Below are 21,903 nucleotides of genomic sequence, written 5' to 3'. Positions count from 1 at the left end.
GAAAACGACAAGTGCGGAGCAATCGATGAGAACCAGGCGGGGCTACGCACGGGCCTTGGTCTGGACGGAGTTCCGTTCGACGGCGGGGCACTGGATCTTGGCTGCCCCGTCAACGGCAGCGTCGAGGCCCAGCAGCATCCGGACACCCGCAGCGCCGAGCTCGTAATGCGGAAGGGCAACCGTGGACAGCGGCGGGCGCAGGTGGGCGGCAATCACTTCCTGGTTGTCGAACCCCACCACCGCCATGTCCTCCGGGATGGCCAGGCCGTGTTCCCGCAGCCCGTCGTAGAGGCCCATGGCCATCCGGTCGTTGTAGCAGAACACGGCGGTGACATCCCGTTTGAGGAGTTCCGCCGTAGCCCGGTAGCCGCCTTCCTGGTCCGGGTAGGACTCCATCACCAGGTCCGGATCGAACGGGATCCCGGCCTCCTCCAAGGCTTGCCGGTAGCCGGCCAACCGGCCGTCCTTGGCCGGAGCCGGGATCGTGGCATTGATGAAGGCTATGCGGCGGTGGCCGTTCCGGAGCAGGATCTCCGTGGCCGAGCGCCCGCCCTGGACCTCGTCCGGAACGACGGCCCGGGCCCCCGGTTCATCGGAAAAGCAGTTCACCAGGACAAAGTCGGCTTCCCGCAGCGGCGCCGGGATGTCCGTGGCCCGGTGGAACCAGGTGGAGTAGAGGATGCCGCGGACCTTGTACTCCAGCATCATGCTGATGGCGTCCTGCTCCAGTTCGCCGTTGCCCTCGGTGTTGGCGATGAGCAGCGCATACCCGTGCTTCCACGCCTCATCCTGCGCGCCGTGGATGATCTGGCCGGCAAAGGGCGTGGTGGCCACACCGTCGGCCACCAGCCCGATGAACTTGGACGTGCCGCTGACCAGGGTCTTTGCCATCGCATTGGGCCGGTAGCCCAGGGTGCGGATGGCCTCCTTCACGCGCCGCCGGGTTTCCTCGGCAATGCGGGCGTCCTTCTTCTTGTTGACCACCAGGGACACGGTGGCGGTGGAAACACCGGCCGCTTCCGCGACTTCGCGGAGGGTCACGGGGTGGGCGCGTTCCGGCGCGTGCGGCGGACCCTGCGGCGCGCCGGCGGCTGCGCCCGCACCATTCTCCATTGAACTCATCTGCCCTCCTTCAGGAGTATATCCAGCAGCCGGTGCTGTCATCCCTTCGTCGCCCCGCTCTCAAGCCCCTGGATCATTGCCTTGTTGAGCACCAGGAACACCAGCAGCAGCGGAGTGATGGTGACGCACACGGCGGCAAAGGTGGCCGTCCAGTCCACCTTGCCCATGGCGCCGATGTAGTTCTGCAGGCCCAGGGGGATGGTCTTGAGGTCTTCGGAGAGGACGAACGTGTTGGCGAAGATGAAGTCGTTCCAGATGAAGATGCTGTTCACCAGGACCACGGTGACCACCGTGTTCACTGACAGCGGCAGGGTGATCAGGCCGAAAATCCGGTATGGGCCCGCACCGTCCAGGGACGCCGCCTCATATGTCTCTTTAGGAATATATTCGTAAAACGAGGAGAACAGGTACACGGACATGGGCAGGGAGAAGCCGGCCAGCGGGATGATCATCGACTGGTAGGTATCCAGCAGGTTCACCTGGGAGTAGTCGATGAACAGCGGGACCAGCGCGATCTGGACCGGGACGATGATGCCGATGAGGAACAGGCCGCGGACCAGCTTGCTGAGCCGGAAGCCGAGCACCTGGATGGCGTACGCGGCCATCATCCCCAGCAGCACGATCAGGACGTTGGCGCCCATGGTCACCACGAAGCTGTTCAGGATGTTCCGGCCCAGGTTGCCGGTTTCGAAGGCGCGGGCATAGTTCTCCCACGTCAGCGAACCCGGCAACGCGAAAGGATCGCCGGTGGCGAAGTCGTGTTCGCTGCGCAGGCTGGTCAGGAACAGCCACGCCAGCGGGTACACCTGCACGATCACAATGAGCATGATCAGCACCCGGGTCAGCGTGCGGAACAGGTCCGGCCGGCGCTTGCGGCGGGTTGGGGCGCCCTTGGGAGGTACGACGGCGGGCGGCTGGGCGGGCGGGGCTGCCTGGGTGATCATGCGTCTGCCTTTCGCTTCAGCAGGAACAGGATGAGGCCGACGGCGGCGAGGCACTCGATGACGATGAACACCGAGATGGTGCTCGCGTAGCCGAAGTCCGTGCTGGTGAACGCCGTCTTGTACATGTAGGTGGTGAGTAGCTCGGAGGACTGTCCCGGGCCGCCGTTGGTCATCAGGTAGGGGATGTCGAACCCCCGCAGGCCGTAGGTGGTGGCCATGATGGTGGTGGTGATCCATACCGGGCGGATGTACGGGAACCGGATCTTGCTGAACAGCGTCCACCGTGAGGCACCGTCCAGGACGGCCGCTTCCTCCAACTCCTTGGGCACCGCGAGCAGTGCCGCGTAGATGATCAGCATGTACAACCCGGTGAAGCGCCAGCCTTCCGGTGCGGACACGGCCGCCAGGACCGTGTTCACATCCGAAAGCCATGGCCGTTCCAGGCTGCCCAGCCCGATCCAGTGGAGCAGCTGGTTCAGCAGTCCCACCGGTTCCAGCGAGTAGATCCGGACGAAGAGGAAGGCGATGGCCACGGTGGAGATCACTGCCGGCAGCAGGTAGAGGGTTTTGATGAGCTCCCGTCCGCGGCGGAGGGAGGTGAGGAGGCTCGCCACTGCCAGGGCGCCGCCGAGCTGCAGCACCAGGCAGATGGCCAGGTAGATGAGCGCGTTCAGGAACGCCCGCCAGAAGATGTCATCACCGACGAACATCCGGACGTAGTTCGCCAGCCCGACGAATTCCATGTCGCTGATGCCGTTCCAGGAGAAGAAGCTCAGGAACAGGGACTGGAGGATGGGGAAGAGGACCGCAGCGCCATAGAGCAGCAGCGGAGGGAGCAGGAAGACCAGGACCGATGTCCGTGACCTGTTGGGCAGCATGGCGGGCCTTTACTTGAAGAACTTGGGGGCGTTCTGGGCGATGGTGCTGTCCAGCGTCTCCGTGAACTGCTGGGGCGTGACCTCGCCTTGCACCAGCAGGACCAGTTCCTGCTGCAGCCGCCCGTTGGTGGTGGGGTCCAGCTGGGTATCCCACGGCATGGCCTGCTTGGAGCCGAGGTCCTTCGCCTGGTCCAGGGCCTTTTGGAACAGCGGCGTGGCGTTGGCGGGGACAGTGGTTTGAACGTCGGTGGTGGGGGACAGTGCGCCGGTCGCCGCGTATTCAGCGGGGTACTTCTTCAGGGCAAACTTCAGGAAGTCGCTCACCAGGGGATCGTAGGTCTTGGCATTGACGGCCATGCCGATGCCCGACGGCGAGACGAACTCGTTTGCCGCCGTCACGGATCCTTCGGTGGTTGGCAGGGTGAAGAAGTCGATGTCGTTGCGGACAGCGGGGTTGAGCTTGTCCGTGGCCAGGCTGGGCAGCTCCCAGGTTCCAATGTTGTACATCGCGGCCTGGCCGGAGGTGAACTGGTTTTGCGCGTCCGAGTAGCCCTGGGCGGAGAAACCGTCCTGGAAGCACTTGGCCTTGCCCAGCTCGGCCAGCCAGTTGACGGTCTTCTGCCCGGCGGCGTCGCTGAACTTGGCGTCGCCCTTCTTCAGTTTCTGCACGAAATCAGGCCCGGCTTCGCGGAATGGCTGGTAGGCGACGTACCGCTCCAACGGCCACTGGTCCTGGCCGTCGATGGCAATGGGGGTGATCCCTTTGCTGCGCAGCGCGGTGCACATGGCCGGGATGTCGTCCAGGGACCTGGGTACGGCCACGCCTGCCTTCGCCAGGAGTGCCTTGTTGTACCACATGAACTCCAGCTCGAACTGGAACGGAATCATGTAGAGGGACCCGTCGTCGAAGCGCTGGTAGTCCAGTGCGCCGGGGCGGTAGTTGCCGTAGATGTCCAGGGATTTCAACAGCTTTTCGGCGTCGAGCATCTTGCCCTGCTTGGCCAGTTGCTGGGCGAAGGGGGTGGCGTCGGTGTCGAACAGTTCGGGAAGCTTGTTGGCCGCGGCCAGGGTCTCGAGCTTTTGGATGTAGGAGGGCCGGTCCGGGGTGGTGATCAGGTTCAACTTGAAGCCGGGGTGGTCCGTGGCATATTCGTCAGCCAGCTTCTTCATGATGTTGATGACGGCGCCATCTGCCGGGCGGGAGAGCAGCCAGGAGATTTCCCGGGGCTTGATCTCGCCGGTGGGGCTGACGTCGGCGGAATTGGTGGAACTGCCGCCGCCACAAGCTGTGAGCGCCAGGGCGGTGACTGCTGCGACGGCGGCAGCGCGGAGCAGGTTCTTCATTGGGGCAATCTCCCTTGATTGAACGGACCGTTGGAACGGGTCGGGTGGAACGGAGGATGGGTATTCAGTTGTCGGTACGCTTACGGACGTCGAATTCTGCGACTGTGACGGTGCCTTCGCCGGCGAACACGCCTATCGCGCCGGTGGGCAGGTCATAGATCCGGGTGCTGAGGGCCACTTGCCCGTCCACGACGGCGACGCAAAGGTCGCCGTCCACCACCACCTCCAGCGTGTGGCTGCCCGGGGCGAGGTCGCAGGGGCGCTCCAGTTCGATGGCGAACGGGACGTCGCCCGAGACGTGCCACTGGGCGTCGCCAGTGACGGCTCGTGGCCAGCGGTCAAAGACCAGCCGCCCGCGCTGTGGTTCAAGGCGGAGCACGTAGGAGTGGTCGCCGTCCGGCGTGGAGCGCAGCAGCAGCCCGCATTCGGTGGTGCCGGGCCCGATGTCCAGCACTGCCCGGGCGTAGAACTGCCCGGGCATCGCATTGGCGGCGATCGCAGCGCTGTAGCTGTCCGGGACGTCCAGTCGGAGGGGCAGCCCGCTCCCAAGTTCCAGCGGGACGTCGTCCCAGAAGCTGTCCACCAGTTCGTCGGCGAACCCGAACGCCAAAGTCCCGTCGGCGTTCTGCCGGGCCTCCAGGACGGCCATGGTGCCCGCCCACTGCCAGGCGCCGTCGTCGGAATTTCCTTCCTTGCTGGCGATCCAGCCGAAGAAGAACCGCCGGCCGTCCCGCTCTGCCGTCTTGGCGGCGTAGAAGGCGCGCCCGTCGATGCTGTCCAGGGCCGGGACGGTCCACGGGCCGTCGGGGCTCGTGGCCATCCGGTACCGCGTGGTAAAGGTTTCGGAGAACTCCGAGTAGACCATGTACCACCAGCCGCCCCACTCGAACACGTCGGGGCACTCGTGGGTGATGTACCGGCGGGGATCCCAGAAGGGATCGGTGTGGGACCAGGCCATCAGGTCCGGGGAGACGCACTGCGCGATCACGCCGCGCCGCCGCTCCGGTCCGGTGGAGTGCCTGGCAGCAAGGAGCATCCGCCACACGCCGGCTGCCTCGTCGCGGAAGACGAAGGGGTCCCGCCAGTCCGCGGAGTCGTACCCGTCGGGGGGCGCTGAAGGTGAGCTCGGGGTGCTTGGTCCAGGTGGCCATCCCGTCAGTGCTGGTGGCGTGCATGACCAGTTGCAGGGGCAGGCCGCCGGGGCCCAGGTTGCCGGGGTTCTGGCCGGTGTAAAAGAGGTGGTGGACGCCGGACTCGTCGGCAACGATGCTGCCGGTGTAGCAGTTGAAGTCCAGGTCGTTGGCGCTCCCGTGGGGGAGGGCCACGCCGTGGTCCTGGAACTGGGTCAGGTCTTTGGTGGTCACCAGGTTCCACGACGTTCCGGGCTTCGGATCGGCGCGCACCTCGTGAAGGTAGAAGAGCCAGAACTCGCCATCCTTCTGGAAGGGGATAAGGTCGCCAACCCACGCATCGGTGGGCTGGAAGAAGACTGGGTAGCTCATCAGCGGTGATGTCCGTTCTGCTAAAGCGTTTGATCAACTAGAAGCTAGCGCGAAACCGAGCCGTGATCAAGCGTTTTAGCAAAAATACTTTTCCGCGGGCCCGGGGACCCCTTTATGACGTGCGCCACTTTGCTCAAACGCTTGACCATTTTGACCGCGACTGGGTATCTTGTCCTGCTAAAGCGCTTAATCACTGCGGTGACCGTGCGGACCAACGAGGGTGCCCCACTGAGCGCCCGGCGGCGAAGGTGCCGCCTCCGCGAGAGGAAGTCAATGATGACCCATGCCATGTCACGCCGCCACGTCCTGCAAGGAACCGGAGCAGGAGCGCTCGCCCTGCTCACGGCCGGCGCCGTTTCCGCCCCGCCCGCGCACGCCCAGGGTTCCCTGCGCGCGGTCTTCCACATGACCCCGCCGTCGGGGTGGCTGTGCGACCCCCAGCGGCCGGTGTTCGTCAACGGCGCCCACCACCTCTACTACTTGCATTCCACGCAGAACAACGGGCAGGGCGGGTGGGACCACGCCACCACCACCGACGCAGTGGCCTTCACCCATCACGGCGTCGCGCTGCCCCTGCAGCCCGATTTCCCCGTATGGTCCGGATCCGCAGTGGTGGACACCGCCAACAGCGCAGGCTTCGGTGCCGGAGCGATCGTCGTGCTCGCCACGCAGCCCACGGACGGCATCAGGAAATACCAGGAGCAGTACCTCTACTGGTCAACCGACGGCGGCTACACCTTCACGGCCCTCCCGGATCCGGTGATCGTCAACACTGACGGCCGGGCCGCCACCACGCAGGCCGAGATCGACAATGCTGAATGGTTCCGGGACCCCAAGATCCACTGGGACGCGGCCCGCAACGAGTGGGTATGCGTGATCGGCCGTGCCCGGTACGCCGCCTTCTACACGTCCGTGAACCTGCGGGACTGGCAGCTGAAACGCAACTTCGACTACCCCAACCATGCGCTGGGCGGCATCGAGTGTCCGGACCTGTTCCAGATGAAGGCCGACGACGGCACCTGGCATTGGGTGCTGGGCGCCAGCATGGACGCCTACAGCATCGGGCTGCCCATGACCTACGCCTACTGGACCGGAACATGGGACGGTGACCAGTTCCTGGCCGACGATGTGGACAACCCGCAATGGCTGGACTGGGGCTGGGACTGGTATGCGGCCGTGACCTGGCCGGTGCCGGACGCGCCGGAGACTCGCCGGTACGCCGTCGCCTGGATGAACAACTGGAAATACGCCGCCCGGGACGTTCCCACGGATGCCACCGACGGGTACAACGGCCAAAACTCGATCGTCCGGGAGCTGCGGCTGGAGCGCCAGGGCGGAGGTTGGTACAGCCTGCTGAGCAGTCCCGTTGCAACGGTCGCAAACTACGTCACCGCCACCACGGTACTCCCGGACCGGACAGTGAACGGCAGCGTTGTCCTGCCCTGGAGCGGCAGCGCCTACGAGTTGGAGCTGGATATCTCATGGAGTACCGCGGCAAACGTGGGCGTGTCAGTTGGCCGCTCTGCGGACGGCACCCGCCACACAAACATCGGCAAATACGGTGATGAGCTGTACGTCGACCGCGCGCCCTCGGACCTCGCCGGGTACTCCCTGGTGCCGTACACGCGCGCCGCGGCCCCAGTCGACGCCGCCGCCAGGTCCGTGCACCTGCGCATCTTCGTGGATACCCAGAGCGTGGAGGTGTTCGTGAACGCCGGGCACACGGTGCTGTCGCAGCAGGTGCAGTTCACGGACGGTGATACCGGCATCTCTTTCTACAGCGACGGCGGGCCGGCCGTCTTTTCCGGAATCACCATCCGTGCCTTCTGACCGGGCTACCGGAGCGCTTCCAGGGTGACGCCGGTGTAGTCCGCGAGCTGGGCCAGCAGGGCGTCCTGGAAGCGGTGATCGTTGGCTGCCGGGTGCGGGGTTTGCCGTTGCTGGTGGTACCAGTAGCCGCCGCCGGACAGGGCCGCCGGATCATCGCTGGTGGCCAGCCATTCCTGGGTGCGGTGGCCCAGTTCCAGGCTGTCCGGCGCGGACCGGCCGCCCATCCGGGTGGGCACCCAGCCGGGGTCCACGGCGTTGCTGGCGACGTGTGGCACCAGCCGGGCCAGCGCCGCCGACAGCGCGGTGACCTGGAGCTTGGTGGTGGAGTAGGAGGCCGTCGTGGTCCGCCCTTCCCAGTCCAAGCCGTCCAAGCCGGCGTCGCCGCCGCGGTGCATGCCGCTGCTCAGGTAGACCAGGCGGCGCGGACCCGGCATGAGGGCCGTCAGCAGATACGGGGCCACCACGTTCACGGGCAGCAGCGCGGCCCCGTTGAGCACCCCGGCATTGTGGATGACGGCGTCAATGCCGCCGATTCCGTTGGCGTCCGCCGCGAGCTGCCTGACGTCCGCCAGGATGGCCAGGTCTCCGACGACGCTGTGCGCACCGCGGTCCAAGAGGTGCTGCACCGCGGCGAGCCGCCGGGAGGACCGCGCATGCACGATCACCTCATGGCCGTCCCGGAGCAGCGTCTCCGCCGTCGCCAGGCCCAGCCCGTCAGTGGATCCGGTGATGAAGATGCGTGCCATGCGCGGCCCTCCCTGGCTCCTGGGTGTTGTACCCAGTATCCCTACTCGATGTGGACGGGCACCCCCGGCGCGGCAGTCTTCGTGCGGAAGAACCAAGCCAGCAGGATGGTGGTGAGCACCGTTATGGCGGTCGACACCATGCCCAGCGAGGGGGCCAGCGGCACCACTCCGAAGACGACGACGGCCGACACCACCAAGGCGATCACGGTGGTGCGCGGCTGCTTCATGGACACGATGGCCTGCACCAGCACCGCACCAAGCACCGCAGGGAGCACGTAGAGCCGGGTCACCAGGAGGACCGACGGCGGAATGGCGCTGATCAACCAGCTCCCCAGGAGCCCCACGAAGACAGCAAGGGAGACCAGGTGCACGGCCGCGGCCCCGCAGATGGCGACGACGGCGGCCAGTTCGGCACGCTTGCTGCCCGGCTTCGCGCCGATGTTGGTCTGGGCGATCAGGGCCGCGGGCAGGAGTTTGTTGGAAATGTTGCCGATCATGAACGCCTGGTACATGGCGGCGGGACCGAGGACGGGGTAGTAGGTGAGGGGTTCGACGATCCAGATGATCCCGAACGTGGCGGCGACGGCGGCGAACGCGATCCAGAGTTGCGCGGGAGCGATGTCAAGGCCGCTGGCAAAGACCAGGTAGAGGGGGCCCGCTACTGAGATGAGAAGGCCGGCGATCATGGTGATCTGGCCCCACCGGGAGGTGGTGCGGCTGAAATCCGCCATGGCGGTGCCGGCTGCCGGAGTGGCTGCGGTGGTGGAGGTCATGGTGTTCCTTTCGGGAGGTGGGCCTAGGCGCCAACAGCGGGGCCGGCGGCAATGAAGGCTGCGCCGAGCGCACTTACGATGGCGAAGCCAAGCCCCCATTCGCGCAGCCAGCTTTTCCGGAGCTTCCTGGCCAGCAGCAGGCACAGGCCCATGACCGCGGCAGAGACCAGGAAGGACAGCACATGGATGCCCGATTTGGGCAGTTCGCTCAGGCCCAGGCACGCGAACGCTCCGATCAATGCAGCGGCCGGCACTATGGCCATGGCCAGCGGGTTGATGGAGCGGATTTTGGCGTCGCCCCTGCGCAGGACCGGCGTAAGGATGAGGGTGGCGAGCATCCACATGGCCCCGCCAATGCTCATCGCAAAGAAAGCAACTGCAAAGACGCTCTGGGTGTAGGTGGCGTCCCCGAGCTTGGCTCCCATCGAGCCCGCAGCAATGCCCGCCGCGGACACGTCGTAAGCGGCCGATCCAATCAGGCCGATCCGGGACAGTACCGCCGGGGCGCCGAACAGGCCCAGCAGGGCAACGGCCACCAGCGACACGGCCAGGGACGGACCGATGGCCGAAACTGCGCCGGACCTGAAAGATGTCCTGATGTCTGCGGGGCTCATCTCCACCGCCGGCGCGGCCCGGCGGGCCGCTTTCAGGAAGATCACCGATTGGACGATGATGACGGCGAAGACGCCCGCCACGCACATCCAGAGGACTGGGTTGTTGGCGACGGCAAGGATGTCCGACGGGCCGCCGGCGGCCGGTTGAAGTGCCAGGGGTAGATGCATGAAGACCTCCGGGTGAGGGCCCTGCCGGGACGCGGACCGACGTCCTTGTGCGGCCTGCGCCGCCGACGGGCAAATGCTTGTCCCGCGAACGAATCGGCCAGCGGGTAAGCAACAGGCTCCACTATGAGGCGGATCACACGCAATGGTTGACGGAATCGGTCAGCGCCGTGGCTGAAACCGTCAGAATGCCGCTGCCGGGCCGGCCGCACTTCCGTGCCCCGCCCGTGACGGGGCACACTTTCCGGCAAGGAATCATCCAGTAAAGGAGCACCATGCCCGGCACCATTGGCGACCTTTCCGCCGTCGAGCTCACCGCAGCAATCCGCAACAAGACGATCTCTGCCCGCGAGGCCCTGGAAGACCATCTGGCACGCATCGCCGCGGTCAATCCGGTCATCAACGCGGTGGTTACGCTCGATGCCGAAGGAGCCCGGGCGATCGCTCTGCGTGCCGACCAGCTCACGGCGTCGGGCGGGGAACTGCCGCCGCTGCACGGGCTGCCCATGACGCACAAGGACACGAACAACACGGCCGGAATGCGCACCACGCAAGGTTCGCTGGCCCTGCGGGACTTCGTTCCGGCCGCTGACGATCTCATTGTTGCCCGCCTGAAGGCGGCAGGCGTCGTTACTACGGGAAAGTCCAATGTTCCCGAGTTCGGCGCAGGTTCACACACGTTCAACGAGCTCTTTGGGACCACCACCAACCCCTATGCGCCCGGACTGAGTGCCGGAGGCAGCAGTGGAGGGGTGGCCGCAGCCGTTGCCGCCCGGATCCAAAGCATTGGTGACGGCAGCGACATGGGGGGCTCGCTGCGCATCCCTGCGTCGTTCTGCAATGTGGTGGGGTTCCGGCCGTCCACGGCGGTTATCCCCATGCCATCGGCCACCAACGCTTACGCCTGGCTGGGCAGGACCGGGCCCATGGCGCGCACCGTAGAGGACATTGCGCTGTTCATGTCCGCTACCGCCGGCAAGGATCCGAGGGTTCCCTATCCGCAGGTCCTGGCCCCTGAGGCCTTCCGCGCCGGCCTGGAGACGGACATGACGGGGGTCCGCATCGGGTGGTCGCCCGACTTTGGCATCGGAGTGCCGGTGGAACGCGAAATTATTGAGCATTTAGAGCGCCAGCTTGCCGTGTTCGAGGACCTGGGTGCCATCGTCGAGCAGGCGACGCCGGACTTCGGCGAGGCCGACCTGGTATTCGGCAACACGCGCGCCCTGGACTTCGCCGCGGGCCTAGGGCCGGTCGTGGAGCGCTCAGGCCACCTGATCAAACCCGAGGTGCGCTGGAACGTGGCGAAGGGACAGGCGCTGACGGCACAGGACCTGATTGACACCACTGCCGCCCGGACCCGTCTGGAACTGGGCGTGCAGGACTTCTTCGGCCGATTCGATCTCTTCGCCAGCCCCTGCACGCAGGTGCTGCCGTTCGATGCGTCGCTTCGGTACCCGGCAGAGGTGGCGGGGGTGGCAAGCGAAACCTATCTGGACTGGATGCGTTCGGCGTGCCTGCTGTCCGCCACTGGGCTGCCGGTGCTGAGTGTTCCCGCCGGCTTCAGTTCGTCCGGGCTCCCCATCGGCCTTCAGCTGGCAGGCAACCACTACACCGACGTGCAGCTGCTCCGCTGGGGCCGGGCCTTCGAGGAGCGCACCCGGTATGCCGACGTCGCGCCCGTCCTTGCCGGCGAGGGGCTCAGCGCGGCGTCCGCATGAAGCGGCCGCCGCGTTTGCGCGCGTCCAGCAGCATGGAGACGTCCACCGTGGAAGCGTATTGTGCCCAGTCTGATGCGGTGATGAAGCGGTAGAGCGCCGGCATATCGCTTACGGTGACGTCGGCGATGATCTGGTAGTCACCAGCTATGGCCGCCGCGTACCGGATCATCGGAAGATCGGCGAGGCTCTTGCCCAGCTGTTCCACGTGCTGCGGCGACGCGCGGATCCAGAGCAGCGCCTCCACGTCCAAACCGAAGGCGCCGGGCTCGACGACGGCCCGGAGCTGGATCTGGTTGTTGGCCAGAAGCCACTCGCTGCGGCGCCTGGCGGTGGCCTCGGAAACCCCCACCCTGCGCCCCAATGCCTCGTAGCTCATCCGGCCGTCAGCGCAGAGTGCCTCCACCAGTTCCGAGTCCTGGCGGCTCAGATCGTGCCGTACTTCAAGGATTCCGGAGTCCGGTGTCAGGCTGGAACGCAGGGCTTCGACACTGCCCGGGCTGAGGACCTCGGGCCGCCAGCCGCGGATCGTCCGGAAATAGCGGAGGACGGGGTAGCTGGTGGAGTCCCTCAGTCCAATAGTGGACGGAAGTTCGTCGGACAGGACGTCGGCCATGCGTCCTGTTTCCATGAGGATCTCCGCCACACAGTCACCCGATCCGGTGGTGGCGTAGACGAACGTGGTGTCGCTGCGCTGCGCAAGGGCCTGGGTTGCGGCGCGCACGGTCCCCGGGGTGCAGCGCATTTCGATCAGCACTGCTGCCGGCTGTGGCCTGATGCCCACCACGGCAACGGCGCCTGATTCCAGCAACTGGGATCCGCGCCGTGCCACGGTGCGCTCAGCCTCACCGAGTACGGCGGCCATCTTGCGCCAGGGGCACCGGGGGTCCAGCTGAAGGGCGGCCACAATCTGCCGCTCCAATGCGTCAAACACCATCTGAACTCCGTCCCGTCCGTTCAATTTCATCACGGGTTGTGGGGCGGTTTGTGAATGCTGCTGAAGCTGGCAGAGGGGATCAGCTGCGCTTCCTGCCAAGGATCAGCGCCAGCAGTCCTCCGAAGGCCAGGAGCAGCACGCCCACCACCAGCAGGCCGCTGTTGGCATCCGTGTTGACGGCGTTGGGCTGGGCCGCAGGGAGTTCCATGCCCGGACGGGCAACCACCGGAATGGTCGCGGCGCCGGGGTTGACAACCGGCTGGGCGACTATCGGGGGAGTGGTCCCGGGCTCGGGGTTGATGTTGACCGGGGCTGCCACGTGGGTACCGGGCAGCGGTCCGTCAGTCCCGAAGTCGGTGTCCGCGACGTCCGCGGCGACGCTTCCCGAGGCGAATAGGCCGGCTGTGATCACGGCGCCGAGCAGGCAGCCTCGGATATTGCGGTGCATCATGAAGTTCTCCTGGAAGTTGAAACGGGCCTGTCACTCAGCCCTGAAATGGCTCGTTTCCGCGCTGGCATGCGGAAGGGCCTCAACTAGTCAGGAGATGATCCGGGGTCGAAGGACCCCGGTGCGGGGGCCGTGGGCAAGCCGTCCTGGACTGCAGCCGCGCCGGTCGCAGGCATTTGGAGGGTATGGGAAGTGAGCCATGCGGGCATGGTGGGGCCATTGCCGCCGGATGGGCTGCTTCCGCCCGTGGCAGCGTCCGGCATTGCGGGCAGTACATCCGAAGGCGAGTGGGGCGGTGCGTCGACCGGGTCTTCAGAGCCTGCCGCGGGCAACAGTGAGGTTACAGCTGTGGGCTTCATGTTCGGGTCGCGGGCCGCGCGCTCGCGGTGGAATGTGTCGAAGCTGGTCAAACGGCTGGAACCGGGCACAGCGCCCGCGGTCTCCGCTGCCGTTTCGGCCGTTTGAGCCCCCCTCTCGTCGCCCACTGGCGGCACTTCGGTAAGCAGGAGTGGACTGCCCTCGGGTGCAACTGGTGTGACCACGGGCAAGGGAACAGCGCTGATGACGGGGTCAAGTGGCTCGAGGACCGCGCCGGGCAGGGGAACAAGGGTCCCCACCGCCCCGTCGACGACGCCGTCCGCGGTGCCCACTGCGGGATCCACCACTGCCGCCACCGTGCCTTCCGGCGCAAGCTCCTTAACCACCGGAGCGGTCACCACATGATCAACCAGGCCGGTGACGTCCTCCACGGTGGCGGGGGCTGAGATCAACGTAGACGGGTCAGCACCGAGCAGGGAGCCGCTGGAAGCGGAAGAGTCGGCGGATGCACCCGTGGCTGACAGGGCAATCCATGATGCGGCTGTCACCAGGGCGAGCAGAAGGGGGCGGAGAAACACCCAAGGATTAGGTCCTGGCTTCACGTTGTACCCCTCCCCCCGAGATCCCTTTCAAAAGCAACGCTGCCCACCGTAACCGCAGGTCAAACGACAAGTCCAATGAATAGAGGACCTAAGTAGTACGGAACTTTGACTTCTCTCAAGCGTTCATGCGGCGTCGGTGGGGGCGGCGCGGTGGTCAATGGCAGCTGTCAGTTCGTCGATGCGGTCCATGGCGCCGTTGAGTTTCTCGACGGCGGCCCACAGCTCCGGATGCTGTTCCCGGACCTGGTCCAGGGTGGTACCGGCGGACCGCAGGGACCCGAGGTCGAAGCTAACGTTGGTACGCGCCCCCGCAACAGCGGCCCGCAGGGCACCAAACGCGACGACGACATCCGCCACCAGCGCCCGGTTGCCGTTGGTTGCCAGCCAGGCGAGGTCGTCGATGGCTGCAATGGCCCGCTCGCCCAGCACGGCGGAGGATGCGGCGGCATCCACGGAGGCGCGGCGGATCGCTTCGTCCCGCTCCGGTCCCGGCTCCAGCCTGAAGGCGGCGCCAAACGCCTTGGAGGCGGATGCATCGTCATCTGCCCGGCGCAGGGCTTCCTGACGCAGTGCGCGTGCCCGCGTCCGTATCCCTGCCGGCTCCCCGCCGTCGTCACCGCTGTAGCCGGCCACCATGGACATCAGCGACGCGGCGACGGCGAGCATCAGTCCTGTCCCCGCCCCGCCGCCGGGTGAGCCCGTGGATTCTGCCAGCGCGCGCGTCCACTCTTCCACCGTTGACCCCTGGGTGGTCACAACAGGTTCATCCATGCCAGGAACCGTGCCCAGAAACGCGTCCGGCTAAACGCTTGAGAGCGGCGGCACGGCGCGCATCCAGCCCACTTTTCGGGGGCGTAGCCCTGGAAACGTGCGGTACTCCCGGCGATTGGGACAGCTAAAGTGGGCCAGTGTGACGCAACGCTACCGCTATGAGTACGGCCAGGACCCCAGCCAGTGGGGAGAGCTTTTCCTCCCCGACCTTCCGGCCGGCGGGGCCCACCAGGGCGTGGTGGTCGTGATCCACGGCGGGTACTGGCGCTCCACCTACGGGGCCGAGCTGGGGGAGCCGCTGGCGAAGGACCTGGCGGAACACGGCGTGGCGGCCTGGAACCTCGAGTACCGGCGTGCCGGTAACGGCGGAGGCTGGCCGGGCACCTTTGAGGACATCCTGGCCGGCATCGACAAGCTGGCCGACCTGGCGGAGCCGCACGCGCTGGACCTGGGCAAAGTGGTGGCGCTGGGACATTCCGCCGGCGGGCACCTGGCTGTCTGGGCCGCGGGAAGAGCCAAAATGGATGGATTGGCTCCGGAGGAAGGCGGCCGGGTCAAAAACAATAACGACGGTGTCCGTCTCACCGGGGTTGTGAGCCAGTCGGGCGTCCTCAACCTGGGCGAGGCCGAGCGGCTCAACCTCAGCAACGGTGCGGTAGCCAACCTGCTGGGCGGACCGTCGTCGGAATATCCCCAACGGCACCGCAGTGCGGACCCCATGGCCGCGCTGCCGCTGGACGTTCCGGTCTATGCGGTCCATGCGCAGGCGGATGACGATGTGCCGCTGGCCATGTCCACGCTGTACGTGGATGCGAGCAGGGCCGGGGCCGTGCCTGCCCGGCTGGTGATGGTGCCCGGTGACCACTTTGACCTCATCAACCCCGAGTCCCCGGCGTATGCGACGTGCCGCGAGCTGGCGGCGCAGTTGCTGCGCTGACACGAACTGCTGACCCGGCCCGCTTTCTGGCAGAGTATGACCATGCTCACAGTTATCGGCGAAGGCCTTGTCGACGTTGTCCAGCGTGCCTCGGGAATCGAGGCACACGTGGGCGGCAGCCCGCTCAACGTCGCGGTCGGTCTGGCACGCCTGGACCACCCGGTCCAGTTCATCGGCCGTTATGGCCGGGACGCTTACGGTGACTCGGTGGCTGCGCACCTGCGCTCCAGTTCAGTGATGCTGCCGCTGCCCCCGGATGAGTTGCCCACCAGCGTGGCCACCGCGCTGATTGACGACGACGGCGCCGCGACCTACACGTTCGACCTCGCCTGGGAGCTGCCCGGCCTCGCGGACCGGCTCGGCTTCATGCTGCAGGGCACCACGCTGCTGCACACCGGCTCCATCGCCACCATGCTGGCGCCGGGTGCCGCCGAGGTGCTGGCCGCCGTCGAGCATGCCCACCCCTCCGCCACCATCAGCTTCGACCCGAACTGCCGCCCCAGCATCATCACCGATGTTGACTACGGCCGCCGGCAGGCGGAGAAGTTCGTGGCACTCTCGGACGTCGTGAAGGCTTCCGACGAGGACCTGGCCTGGCTCTACCCGGGCCAGGATGCGCTGGACTCGGCGCGCAAGTGGCTGGCGCTTGGCGGTGAGGAGGGCCCCGCCCTGGTGGTGGTGACGCGCGGCGCGGACGGCCCCTGGGGCGTCTGCCGGGCGGGCGAAGCGTCTGTGCCCGCGCCCAAGGTGGAGGTGGCGGACACCGTCGGGGCCGGGGACTCGTTCATGGCGGCATTGTTGTCCGGCTTGGTTGACCGCGGCCTGGATGGCGCCCAAAACCGCCAGGACCTGAGGGACCTTCCGGCGGAAGGACTCGGCGAGCTGCTGGCCCACGCCGCGCGGGCGGCGGCCGTCACGGTGTCCCGGCCCGGTGCCAACCCGCCAACCCGCGCCGAGCTGCACGGACCGGATGGCGACTGACCCGGACGCTACCCCTCGTGGTTGTAGTACGGCCACTGCAGGAACCGACGCTCACCGCGCCGGTCCGGTCCTTCCAGCGTGACTTTCGCCGTCGCGGTCCACTCAACGCCGCGGGGGGACATCCGGATGAACTCGATTCGCCGGAAGGTGTCAATGTCGCGGCCGATCGTGATGGGCTGCTAATTGTTGATCCACGCCAGTGGCTGCTCCGTATTGATGCCGGTAAGGCCGGTAAAGCCGTCCGCCGGGATGTCCACCGGATAATGCGCGCCATGGGCCATGCCGGCGCATTCCGTATGACTCGACGTCCTCGGATACCTTGAGCAGCACCTGGGCTCCGTCATACGGGACGTGCTGGTATGCAGCAACGCCTCTCCCCATGGCCGGCCGGAGTCCAGTCGGTGCCCCACTTCTGTTCGATACGTGGAGTTAGGGAGGAAGTCTACATACTTTAGTAGAAATTAGACATAATGCTGTTATGATCGGTGGGCACCTAGAGAGAGTGAGCAACGATGCTTCTCGAAAGAGACCTCATCCAGTCCGCAGGCTTCCGCAACGTCACCGAAGGCGGTCGCGTCACAGGGTTCCAGTTCCGGGTCCGGATGCCCTCCTACCGGGGCATGGCCGCGTCCCTCATCGACGGCGTCGCTGTGCGCGTGGGCAGCCTGGTGGACGTGGAGCCCCACGTACCGCTGTGGAGTTTCGGGGGCCGCACCTTCACCCTGCAGCAGTTGTGGGAAAGCGACGGCGTCCGGTGGCCTTTGGAGGAGGCGGCGGTCATCACCGTCCCGCTCGACGGCGGCCTGCCGCAGGGAGTGCACGAACTTACTATTGAGCTGCGCCTCAGGATGTCCTACATCCCGGTGGAGCATCAGCCCACAGTCCACCGGGTCAGCCGCAAGGTCACGCTGGCGCCCGAAGGTGGTGAGGGCACGTTCCAATACGGCGTCTCCCTTTATAGCTCCATGGGCGACTACGGGACCGTCCTGGACCTGGAAACCGCCCTGGCCCACGTGGCCGACATTGGCGCCACCGGTGTTGAGATCCTTGGCGAGGGGCACGTCCCCGGCTACCCGGAACCGTCCCCGGCCTGGACTGATCACTGGTTCAACCTGCTCGAGAAATACTCGCTGGAGCCCACCAACTACGGGTCGTGGATCGATACCCGGCTGCACCCGGGGCGGTCCATGACCGCCGCCGAAGGGGCGGAGGCGCTGCAGAGGGACCTGAAACTCGCCAGCCGGCTGGGCTTCAGCTTCGTCCGGCCCAAGATTGGCGTCGTCTCCAGCGACCTTGTGCCGGATCCCATCTGGACCGAATCCGTGGAGCGGTCACTGGACCTGGCGCATGAGCTGGGAGTGGTCATCTGCCCCGAGATCCACTCCCCGACACCCATCAAACACCCCGTGGTGGACGACTACATTGGCTTGATCGAGCGCACCGGCACCAAGAATTTCGGCCTGCTCATCGATACCGGGATCTTCCAGGACCGCCCCATCCCGCTGCGCGAAGGGGAGAGCCGGGAAACCCGGCCAGCGTTCCTGGACGGCATCGGCGTCGACCCCGGAGACCTGAAGGACATAGCACCGTACGTGGTGTTCATCCAGGCAAAATTCCACGACATCAACGAGCAGTTGGAAGACCAGCAAATTCCGTGGCATCCGGTGCTCCAAGCCCTCAAGGACGCCGGCTACACCGGCTTCCTGTCCAGCGAGTACGAGGGCGACCGGACTCCGTGGCGGGCCATCGAACAGGTGCGGCGCCAGCACGCGCCTGATTCGGCGCATCACGTCCAACCTCGCCTGACCCATCCCAGCTCACAGTAAAGAGACCCGCATGCCTAACGGACTCCTTGACGAATCCAGCCTCCGTGCCCATCCGGAGGGCCTTGCCGTTGCCCTGACCATCCCGTGGTACCGGAGCCTGTGGCTCTCCTCGGTCACCAGCCTTAAACTCACCATCGACGGCGAGGAAATCTCCGGCGGGGATCTGTCCCTGGAGCTGGGGCGCACCCGTTACGCGCTCCCGGACCTGCCCGCCCAAAGCGAAACCCTCTGGTACCTCCAGGAGCACCCCCTCCTCATTGCCAGAAGGGACAATCCCGTTGCCCTTGGCAGCCGGCACACGGTCCACCTCACCGGTGAGCTGCGCCTGCCTTACATGCAAATTGCCCCGGGCCGCGATGGTGGCCCCGGCATGTACGTCCCCAATTTTGTGAACCAAACCCTGGACTTGACCGTCACGGACCGGCCGGCACCCGCACCGGCCTTGGCGACGGCGGACGCGCCCCCTCCGCCCACGACTGGCCGGGATCCCTTCTCGCTGGGCCTGACGCTGTACTCGGCAAGCGCCGAGTTCAGGGCCGGCTGGTACGACTTCGACGGCCTGCTCAACCGCGTTGCAGAACTGGGAATCGGCCCCGGCATCGAGATCGTCGCATCCCAGGTCCTGCCCTCCTATCCGTGCGTCACGGATGATTTCGCCCGATCCTGGCAGGCTGCCTTCGACAAACACGGCTTCGCCGCCAGTTCCTTTGGGGCCAATCTGGACATGGGCCGGCGGCGCGACCGTGATATGACCCCGGACGAGGAGTACGAGTTCACGGAAACTCTCTTCCACGGCGCCAAAAAACTTGGCTTCCCGCTGGTCCGGATCCAAAGCGCCAAGCCGGATCTGCTGCGCCGGCTCCTGCCCTTGGCTGAAAAGTTGGAACTCCAGCTCGCTTACGAGATCCATGCACCACTGGGGCCGAACTCGCCGGAAATCATGAAGGTCCGCGACGTGTATGCGGAGTTCAATTCGCCGCTGCTGGGATTCGTCGCCGATTTTTCCTCGACCATGCACAGCATGTCGCCCACGCTCCTTCGGGCTGTCCGCCGTGCGGGCCTTGACGACGAAGCACTGGAGAAGCTGCAGGCCATTTGGGCCACCGATGCCCCGATGCGGGCCCGCCAGGAGGAGTTCATCGGCTACCTCAAGGGCCGTGCCTTCGATCCTGCCCGGCTTGGCTCCTTCGCCCACCTCGCCTTCAACATGCACGGCCATGTCAGCCCGCGGGAATGGGCGGACATCATGCCCCAGATCCTGCACGTCCACGCCAAGTTCTACGACATCGACGACGACGGCAACGAGCCTGCGATCGACTATCCGGAGCTGGTTCGCGTCTTCGTCGAGGGCGGCTACCGCGGCTACTGGTCAAGTGAATGGGAAGGTCACGCCTTCGCTGAACTGGGCGAGGTGGATCCCTTGCTGCTGGTGCGCAGGCAGCATGACCTGATTCGGAAGAGCATGCGCTCCGTGCTGGCTTGAAAACTAAGCATGCTTTCTATTAGTTTGGTGTCAGCTTCTCCGCCCGTCCCCCATCAGGCGGAGTGGTTGCCAGGAAGGCCCCGCTTTACATCTTGTGCTGCGGGGCTTTCCGCTATCCGCGCTTGCGCAGCAGGTGTCTTGGAACCGAACGGCAGAGGAGTGTGCAATGGCTCAGGGTGATATCGAGACGTACTACGAAGACGGCCACTGGAAGAACAAGCGCGAAGGCGCTGATCGTGCTTTCGGGGCCGGCTATGGCACAAAGGAAGAGGCGGTGGCCGCCGGCCGGGACGCCGCGAAAGCGGACAAGGTGGAACACGTCATCAAGAACCAGGATGGCCGGATCGGTGAGAAGTTCAGCTACGGCAACGATCCCCGGAACGTCCCGGGCTGATTGACAGACCACGCCTCAGGCGCCGCGCTGCGTGGGGGCAGGGAAGGTCGGCTCATGGATTTGAGCCGGGCCCTCCTGTGTTCTCCCCGCGCGGCGGCGCCTCTATGGGATGCTGGATCGGTGGACGATCCCGGCATGGAAGGCTTGGCCACCGCGTGTGCGGATGGCCGGTGTTTCCCGTGCCCTGATGACAAGGTGCACAGGCCATGACCGTGAATGAGATGGTTCGTGACGCAGTCCTCGCCGGAACCGGACTGCCAATTCCTGGTCCGGAGGGACATGTGGAGGTCCCGGCTGCGTCGGAACGGTTGCAGAACCTTGTCGAACTGGCCCGCACGGTCTGTGGCCAGCCGGTAACCGCCATCAACATCATTACCGAAGACCTCCAGTACCAGGCAGCCACGGCCGGGATGGAGCCGTATCTGTGCACCAGGGAAGACTCCATGTGCGCGGTGGGGTTCCTCAGCGGGGAACCCACCGTCCTCGAGGATGCTTCCCTCGATCCCAGGTACCGCGATAATCCCTACGTTGATGGCCGTCGGAGCAGCGCCAGGTTCTACGCCTCGATCCCGTTGGCAACGAACGACGGATTTGTCCTGGGGACCTTATGTGCCGGCGGCCGGGAAGCGGGACGCCTCAGCGGCGAACAACTCCGCGGCCTTGAGACGCTCGCTGCCCAAATCGTAGACGTCCTGCAGCTGGAACACCGTGCGCGCCGCCTGGCTGATGCGCTGGCCGAAGCTGAGCGCAGCAACACCCTCCTGGCGGAGTTTGCCGGCCGGATCAGCCACGACCTCCGCAACCCGCTGACCTCGATCCTCGGATTTGTGGAACTGGGCGAGATGGACGTCGAAGCAGGTGATGACACCCGGCTGCCGGAGTATCTGGGCATTGTCGGCAGGACCGGGCGGCGGATGTTGTCGATGGTCGAGGACGTCCTGGCGTTCGCCACCATCGGCGGAGACCTGCGGCCGGCCAGGGTTTCCCTCGCAGGCCTGGTTCAGGAAGTCATAGCGGACCTTGCCGCCGCCATGGAGGAGACCGGAGCGTCCGTGGACTGGGGGGAGCTGACATTTACCGCGGACCCGGTCCAGACCCGGGTACTGCTGCAGAACGTGATCCACAATGCCCTCACTTACCGCCGGCCAGGCGTCCCGCCGGTCATCCACATCACCGGTCACCGCGGCGAAGACGGCGCGGTCCTGCGCGTGGTCGACAATGGCAAGGGCATCGCCGCTGCCGACCGCGAACGCGTCCTCGATCCGCTGGTGCGCCTTGACCGCCAGGGGGACCCGCCCGGATCCGGCCTAGGCCTGGCGACTTGCGCCCGGATAGCCGCCGCGGCCGGCGGGCGACTTGAACTCGGGGCCGCCCCCGGCTCCGGGACCATTGTCACCATTCACCTGGGACCTGACAGCTAACCGGCCGCCACGACGCCGGCTGCCTCCGTGAAGAGGCCCCGCCTCCATTCATGCTCGGCGCCCCGGTTAGGGACGGGGTGCCACCGCTGGACATTGTGGGGTCCCCAAAATGGGACCGGAGCCGGGCCGGTCATGCGATCCTTCTGTGAACC

General features: G+C 66.1%; 19 protein-coding genes and 1 pseudogene. 8 read left to right on the top strand and 12 right to left on the bottom strand.

From position 1 onward, the window contains the following. Positions 1-42: 42 nt before the first annotated feature. The 5 genes and pseudogenes from QF050_RS03045 to QF050_RS03025 all read right to left on the bottom strand — a co-directional run bounded on the left by QF050_RS03045 (position 43) and on the right by QF050_RS03025 (position 5,790). Positions 43-1,122 (bottom strand): LacI family DNA-binding transcriptional regulator, encoded by a 1,080-nt coding sequence (locus QF050_RS03045; RefSeq protein ID WP_308929098.1) that lies wholly within the window; start codon positions 1,120-1,122, stop codon positions 43-45. A gap of 38 nt (positions 1,123-1,160) precedes the next feature. Next, positions 1,161-2,066, bottom strand: coding sequence for a carbohydrate ABC transporter permease (locus tag QF050_RS03040; protein ID WP_308929097.1), 906 nt, complete (start codon positions 2,064-2,066; stop codon positions 1,161-1,163). After that, positions 2,063-2,944, bottom strand: a complete 882-nt coding sequence (locus QF050_RS03035) for a sugar ABC transporter permease (protein ID WP_308929096.1) — start codon at positions 2,942-2,944, stop codon at positions 2,063-2,065. Before QF050_RS03035 ends, QF050_RS03040 begins: the two co-directional genes overlap by 4 nt. Before the next feature lie 9 nt (positions 2,945-2,953). Further along, positions 2,954-4,288, bottom strand: coding sequence for an extracellular solute-binding protein (locus tag QF050_RS03030; RefSeq protein WP_308929095.1), 1,335 nt, complete (start codon positions 4,286-4,288; stop codon positions 2,954-2,956). 64 nt (positions 4,289-4,352) lie between these two features. Continuing rightward, positions 4,353-5,790, bottom strand: a pseudogene (locus QF050_RS03025) (GH32 C-terminal domain-containing protein). A 276-nt stretch (positions 5,791-6,066) separates the two neighbouring features. On the opposite strand from QF050_RS03025, the gene QF050_RS03020 reads away from it, so the two are divergent. Further along, entirely contained in the window at positions 6,067-7,620 is a 1,554-nt protein-coding gene (locus tag QF050_RS03020; protein WP_308932085.1) for a glycoside hydrolase family 32 protein, read from the top strand. 5 nt (positions 7,621-7,625) lie between these two features. On the opposite strand, the gene QF050_RS03015 is transcribed toward QF050_RS03020, so the two are convergent. From QF050_RS03015 to QF050_RS03005, 3 genes are read right to left on the bottom strand one after another with little or no spacing between them, the layout of a single operon-like run. Continuing rightward, on the bottom strand, positions 7,626-8,366 hold the full coding sequence (locus QF050_RS03015; protein ID WP_308929094.1) for an SDR family NAD(P)-dependent oxidoreductase: 741 nt from the start codon (positions 8,364-8,366) through the stop codon (positions 7,626-7,628). A 41-nt stretch (positions 8,367-8,407) separates the two neighbouring features. Further along, complete coding sequence (locus QF050_RS03010; protein WP_308929093.1) at positions 8,408-9,139, bottom strand: hypothetical protein; 732 nt, start codon at positions 9,137-9,139, stop codon at positions 8,408-8,410. Positions 9,140-9,162: 23 nt separating this feature from the next. Further along, complete coding sequence (locus QF050_RS03005) at positions 9,163-9,921, bottom strand: DUF5058 family protein (RefSeq protein ID WP_308929092.1); 759 nt, start codon at positions 9,919-9,921, stop codon at positions 9,163-9,165. Positions 9,922-10,193: 272 nt separating this feature from the next. On the opposite strand from QF050_RS03005, the gene QF050_RS03000 reads away from it, so the two are divergent. Beyond that, positions 10,194-11,636 (top strand): amidase family protein, encoded by a 1,443-nt coding sequence (locus QF050_RS03000; RefSeq protein WP_308929091.1) that lies wholly within the window; start codon positions 10,194-10,196, stop codon positions 11,634-11,636. Here QF050_RS03000 and QF050_RS02995 read toward each other — a convergent pair. From QF050_RS02995 to QF050_RS02980, 4 genes are all read right to left on the bottom strand, one after another. Next, positions 11,617-12,570: an AsnC family transcriptional regulator gene (locus QF050_RS02995; RefSeq protein ID WP_308929090.1), complete on the bottom strand. Its 954-nt coding sequence runs from the start codon at positions 12,568-12,570 to the stop codon at positions 11,617-11,619. The two genes, QF050_RS03000 and QF050_RS02995, sit on opposite strands and share 20 nt — an antisense overlap. Before the next feature lie 79 nt (positions 12,571-12,649). Next, entirely contained in the window at positions 12,650-13,021 is a 372-nt protein-coding gene (locus QF050_RS02990) for a hypothetical protein (protein ID WP_308929089.1), read from the bottom strand. A gap of 83 nt (positions 13,022-13,104) precedes the next feature. After that, a complete protein-coding gene (locus tag QF050_RS02985) occupies positions 13,105-13,914 on the bottom strand; it encodes a hypothetical protein (protein ID WP_308929088.1) in 810 nt (269 codons plus the stop codon). A 147-nt stretch (positions 13,915-14,061) separates the two neighbouring features. Then, positions 14,062-14,709 (bottom strand): cyclodeaminase/cyclohydrolase family protein, encoded by a 648-nt coding sequence (locus QF050_RS02980; RefSeq protein WP_308929087.1) that lies wholly within the window; start codon positions 14,707-14,709, stop codon positions 14,062-14,064. A 139-nt stretch (positions 14,710-14,848) separates the two neighbouring features. Between QF050_RS02980 and QF050_RS02975 the strand changes: the two genes are divergently transcribed. From QF050_RS02975 to QF050_RS02950, 6 genes are all read left to right on the top strand, one after another. Further along, positions 14,849-15,646, top strand: a complete 798-nt coding sequence (locus QF050_RS02975) for an alpha/beta hydrolase (protein WP_308929086.1) — start codon at positions 14,849-14,851, stop codon at positions 15,644-15,646. Positions 15,647-15,688: 42 nt separating this feature from the next. Continuing rightward, positions 15,689-16,627: a carbohydrate kinase gene (locus tag QF050_RS02970; protein WP_308929085.1), complete on the top strand. Its 939-nt coding sequence runs from the start codon at positions 15,689-15,691 to the stop codon at positions 16,625-16,627. A gap of 512 nt (positions 16,628-17,139) precedes the next feature. Then, on the top strand, positions 17,140-18,453 hold the full coding sequence (locus QF050_RS02965; protein ID WP_308929084.1) for a DUF6379 domain-containing protein: 1,314 nt from the start codon (positions 17,140-17,142) through the stop codon (positions 18,451-18,453). A gap of 10 nt (positions 18,454-18,463) precedes the next feature. Further along, a complete protein-coding gene (locus QF050_RS02960) occupies positions 18,464-19,936 on the top strand; it encodes a DUF6379 domain-containing protein (RefSeq protein ID WP_308929083.1) in 1,473 nt (490 codons plus the stop codon). 166 nt (positions 19,937-20,102) lie between these two features. Further along, entirely contained in the window at positions 20,103-20,330 is a 228-nt protein-coding gene (locus QF050_RS02955) for a DUF2188 domain-containing protein (protein WP_308929082.1), read from the top strand. Positions 20,331-20,536: 206 nt separating this feature from the next. After that, on the top strand, positions 20,537-21,751 hold the full coding sequence (locus QF050_RS02950; RefSeq protein WP_308929081.1) for a GAF domain-containing sensor histidine kinase: 1,215 nt from the start codon (positions 20,537-20,539) through the stop codon (positions 21,749-21,751). The last annotated feature ends 152 nt before the right edge of the window (positions 21,752-21,903 follow it).

It is taken from the genome of Arthrobacter sp. SLBN-112 (genome assembly GCF_030944625.1).
GTDB lineage: Bacteria > Actinomycetota > Actinomycetes > Actinomycetales > Micrococcaceae > Arthrobacter.
This window is presented reverse-complemented; position numbering and strand designations above follow the sequence as displayed.

Excerpts from the sequence above, each read along its gene's own strand:
- QF050_RS02970 (WP_308929085.1), top strand. The coding sequence starts at position 15,689 with ATGCTCACAGTTATCGGCGAAGGCCTTGTCGACGTTGTCCAGCGTGCC.
- QF050_RS02955 (WP_308929082.1), top strand. The coding sequence starts at position 20,103 with ATGGCTCAGGGTGATATCGAGACGTACTACGAAGACGGCCACTGGAAG.
- QF050_RS03040 (WP_308929097.1), bottom strand. The coding sequence starts at position 2,066 with ATGATCACCCAGGCAGCCCCGCCCGCCCAGCCGCCCGCCGTCGTACCT.
- QF050_RS02990 (WP_308929089.1), bottom strand. The coding sequence starts at position 13,021 with ATGATGCACCGCAATATCCGAGGCTGCCTGCTCGGCGCCGTGATCACA.
- QF050_RS02980 (WP_308929087.1), bottom strand. The coding sequence starts at position 14,709 with ATGGATGAACCTGTTGTGACCACCCAGGGGTCAACGGTGGAAGAGTGG.
- QF050_RS03010 (WP_308929093.1), bottom strand. The coding sequence starts at position 9,139 with ATGACCTCCACCACCGCAGCCACTCCGGCAGCCGGCACCGCCATGGCG.
- QF050_RS02965 (WP_308929084.1), top strand. The coding sequence starts at position 17,140 with ATGCTTCTCGAAAGAGACCTCATCCAGTCCGCAGGCTTCCGCAACGTC.
- QF050_RS02950 (WP_308929081.1), top strand. The coding sequence starts at position 20,537 with ATGACCGTGAATGAGATGGTTCGTGACGCAGTCCTCGCCGGAACCGGA.
- QF050_RS03015 (WP_308929094.1), bottom strand. The coding sequence starts at position 8,366 with ATGGCACGCATCTTCATCACCGGATCCACTGACGGGCTGGGCCTGGCG.
- QF050_RS03020 (WP_308932085.1), top strand. The coding sequence starts at position 6,067 with ATGACCCATGCCATGTCACGCCGCCACGTCCTGCAAGGAACCGGAGCA.
- QF050_RS02960 (WP_308929083.1), top strand. The coding sequence starts at position 18,464 with ATGCCTAACGGACTCCTTGACGAATCCAGCCTCCGTGCCCATCCGGAG.
- QF050_RS03030 (WP_308929095.1), bottom strand. The coding sequence starts at position 4,288 with ATGAAGAACCTGCTCCGCGCTGCCGCCGTCGCAGCAGTCACCGCCCTG.
- QF050_RS03000 (WP_308929091.1), top strand. The coding sequence starts at position 10,194 with ATGCCCGGCACCATTGGCGACCTTTCCGCCGTCGAGCTCACCGCAGCA.
- QF050_RS02995 (WP_308929090.1), bottom strand. The coding sequence starts at position 12,570 with ATGGTGTTTGACGCATTGGAGCGGCAGATTGTGGCCGCCCTTCAGCTG.
- QF050_RS03045 (WP_308929098.1), bottom strand. The coding sequence starts at position 1,122 with ATGAGTTCAATGGAGAATGGTGCGGGCGCAGCCGCCGGCGCGCCGCAG.
- QF050_RS03005 (WP_308929092.1), bottom strand. The coding sequence starts at position 9,921 with ATGCATCTACCCCTGGCACTTCAACCGGCCGCCGGCGGCCCGTCGGAC.
- QF050_RS03035 (WP_308929096.1), bottom strand. The coding sequence starts at position 2,944 with ATGCTGCCCAACAGGTCACGGACATCGGTCCTGGTCTTCCTGCTCCCT.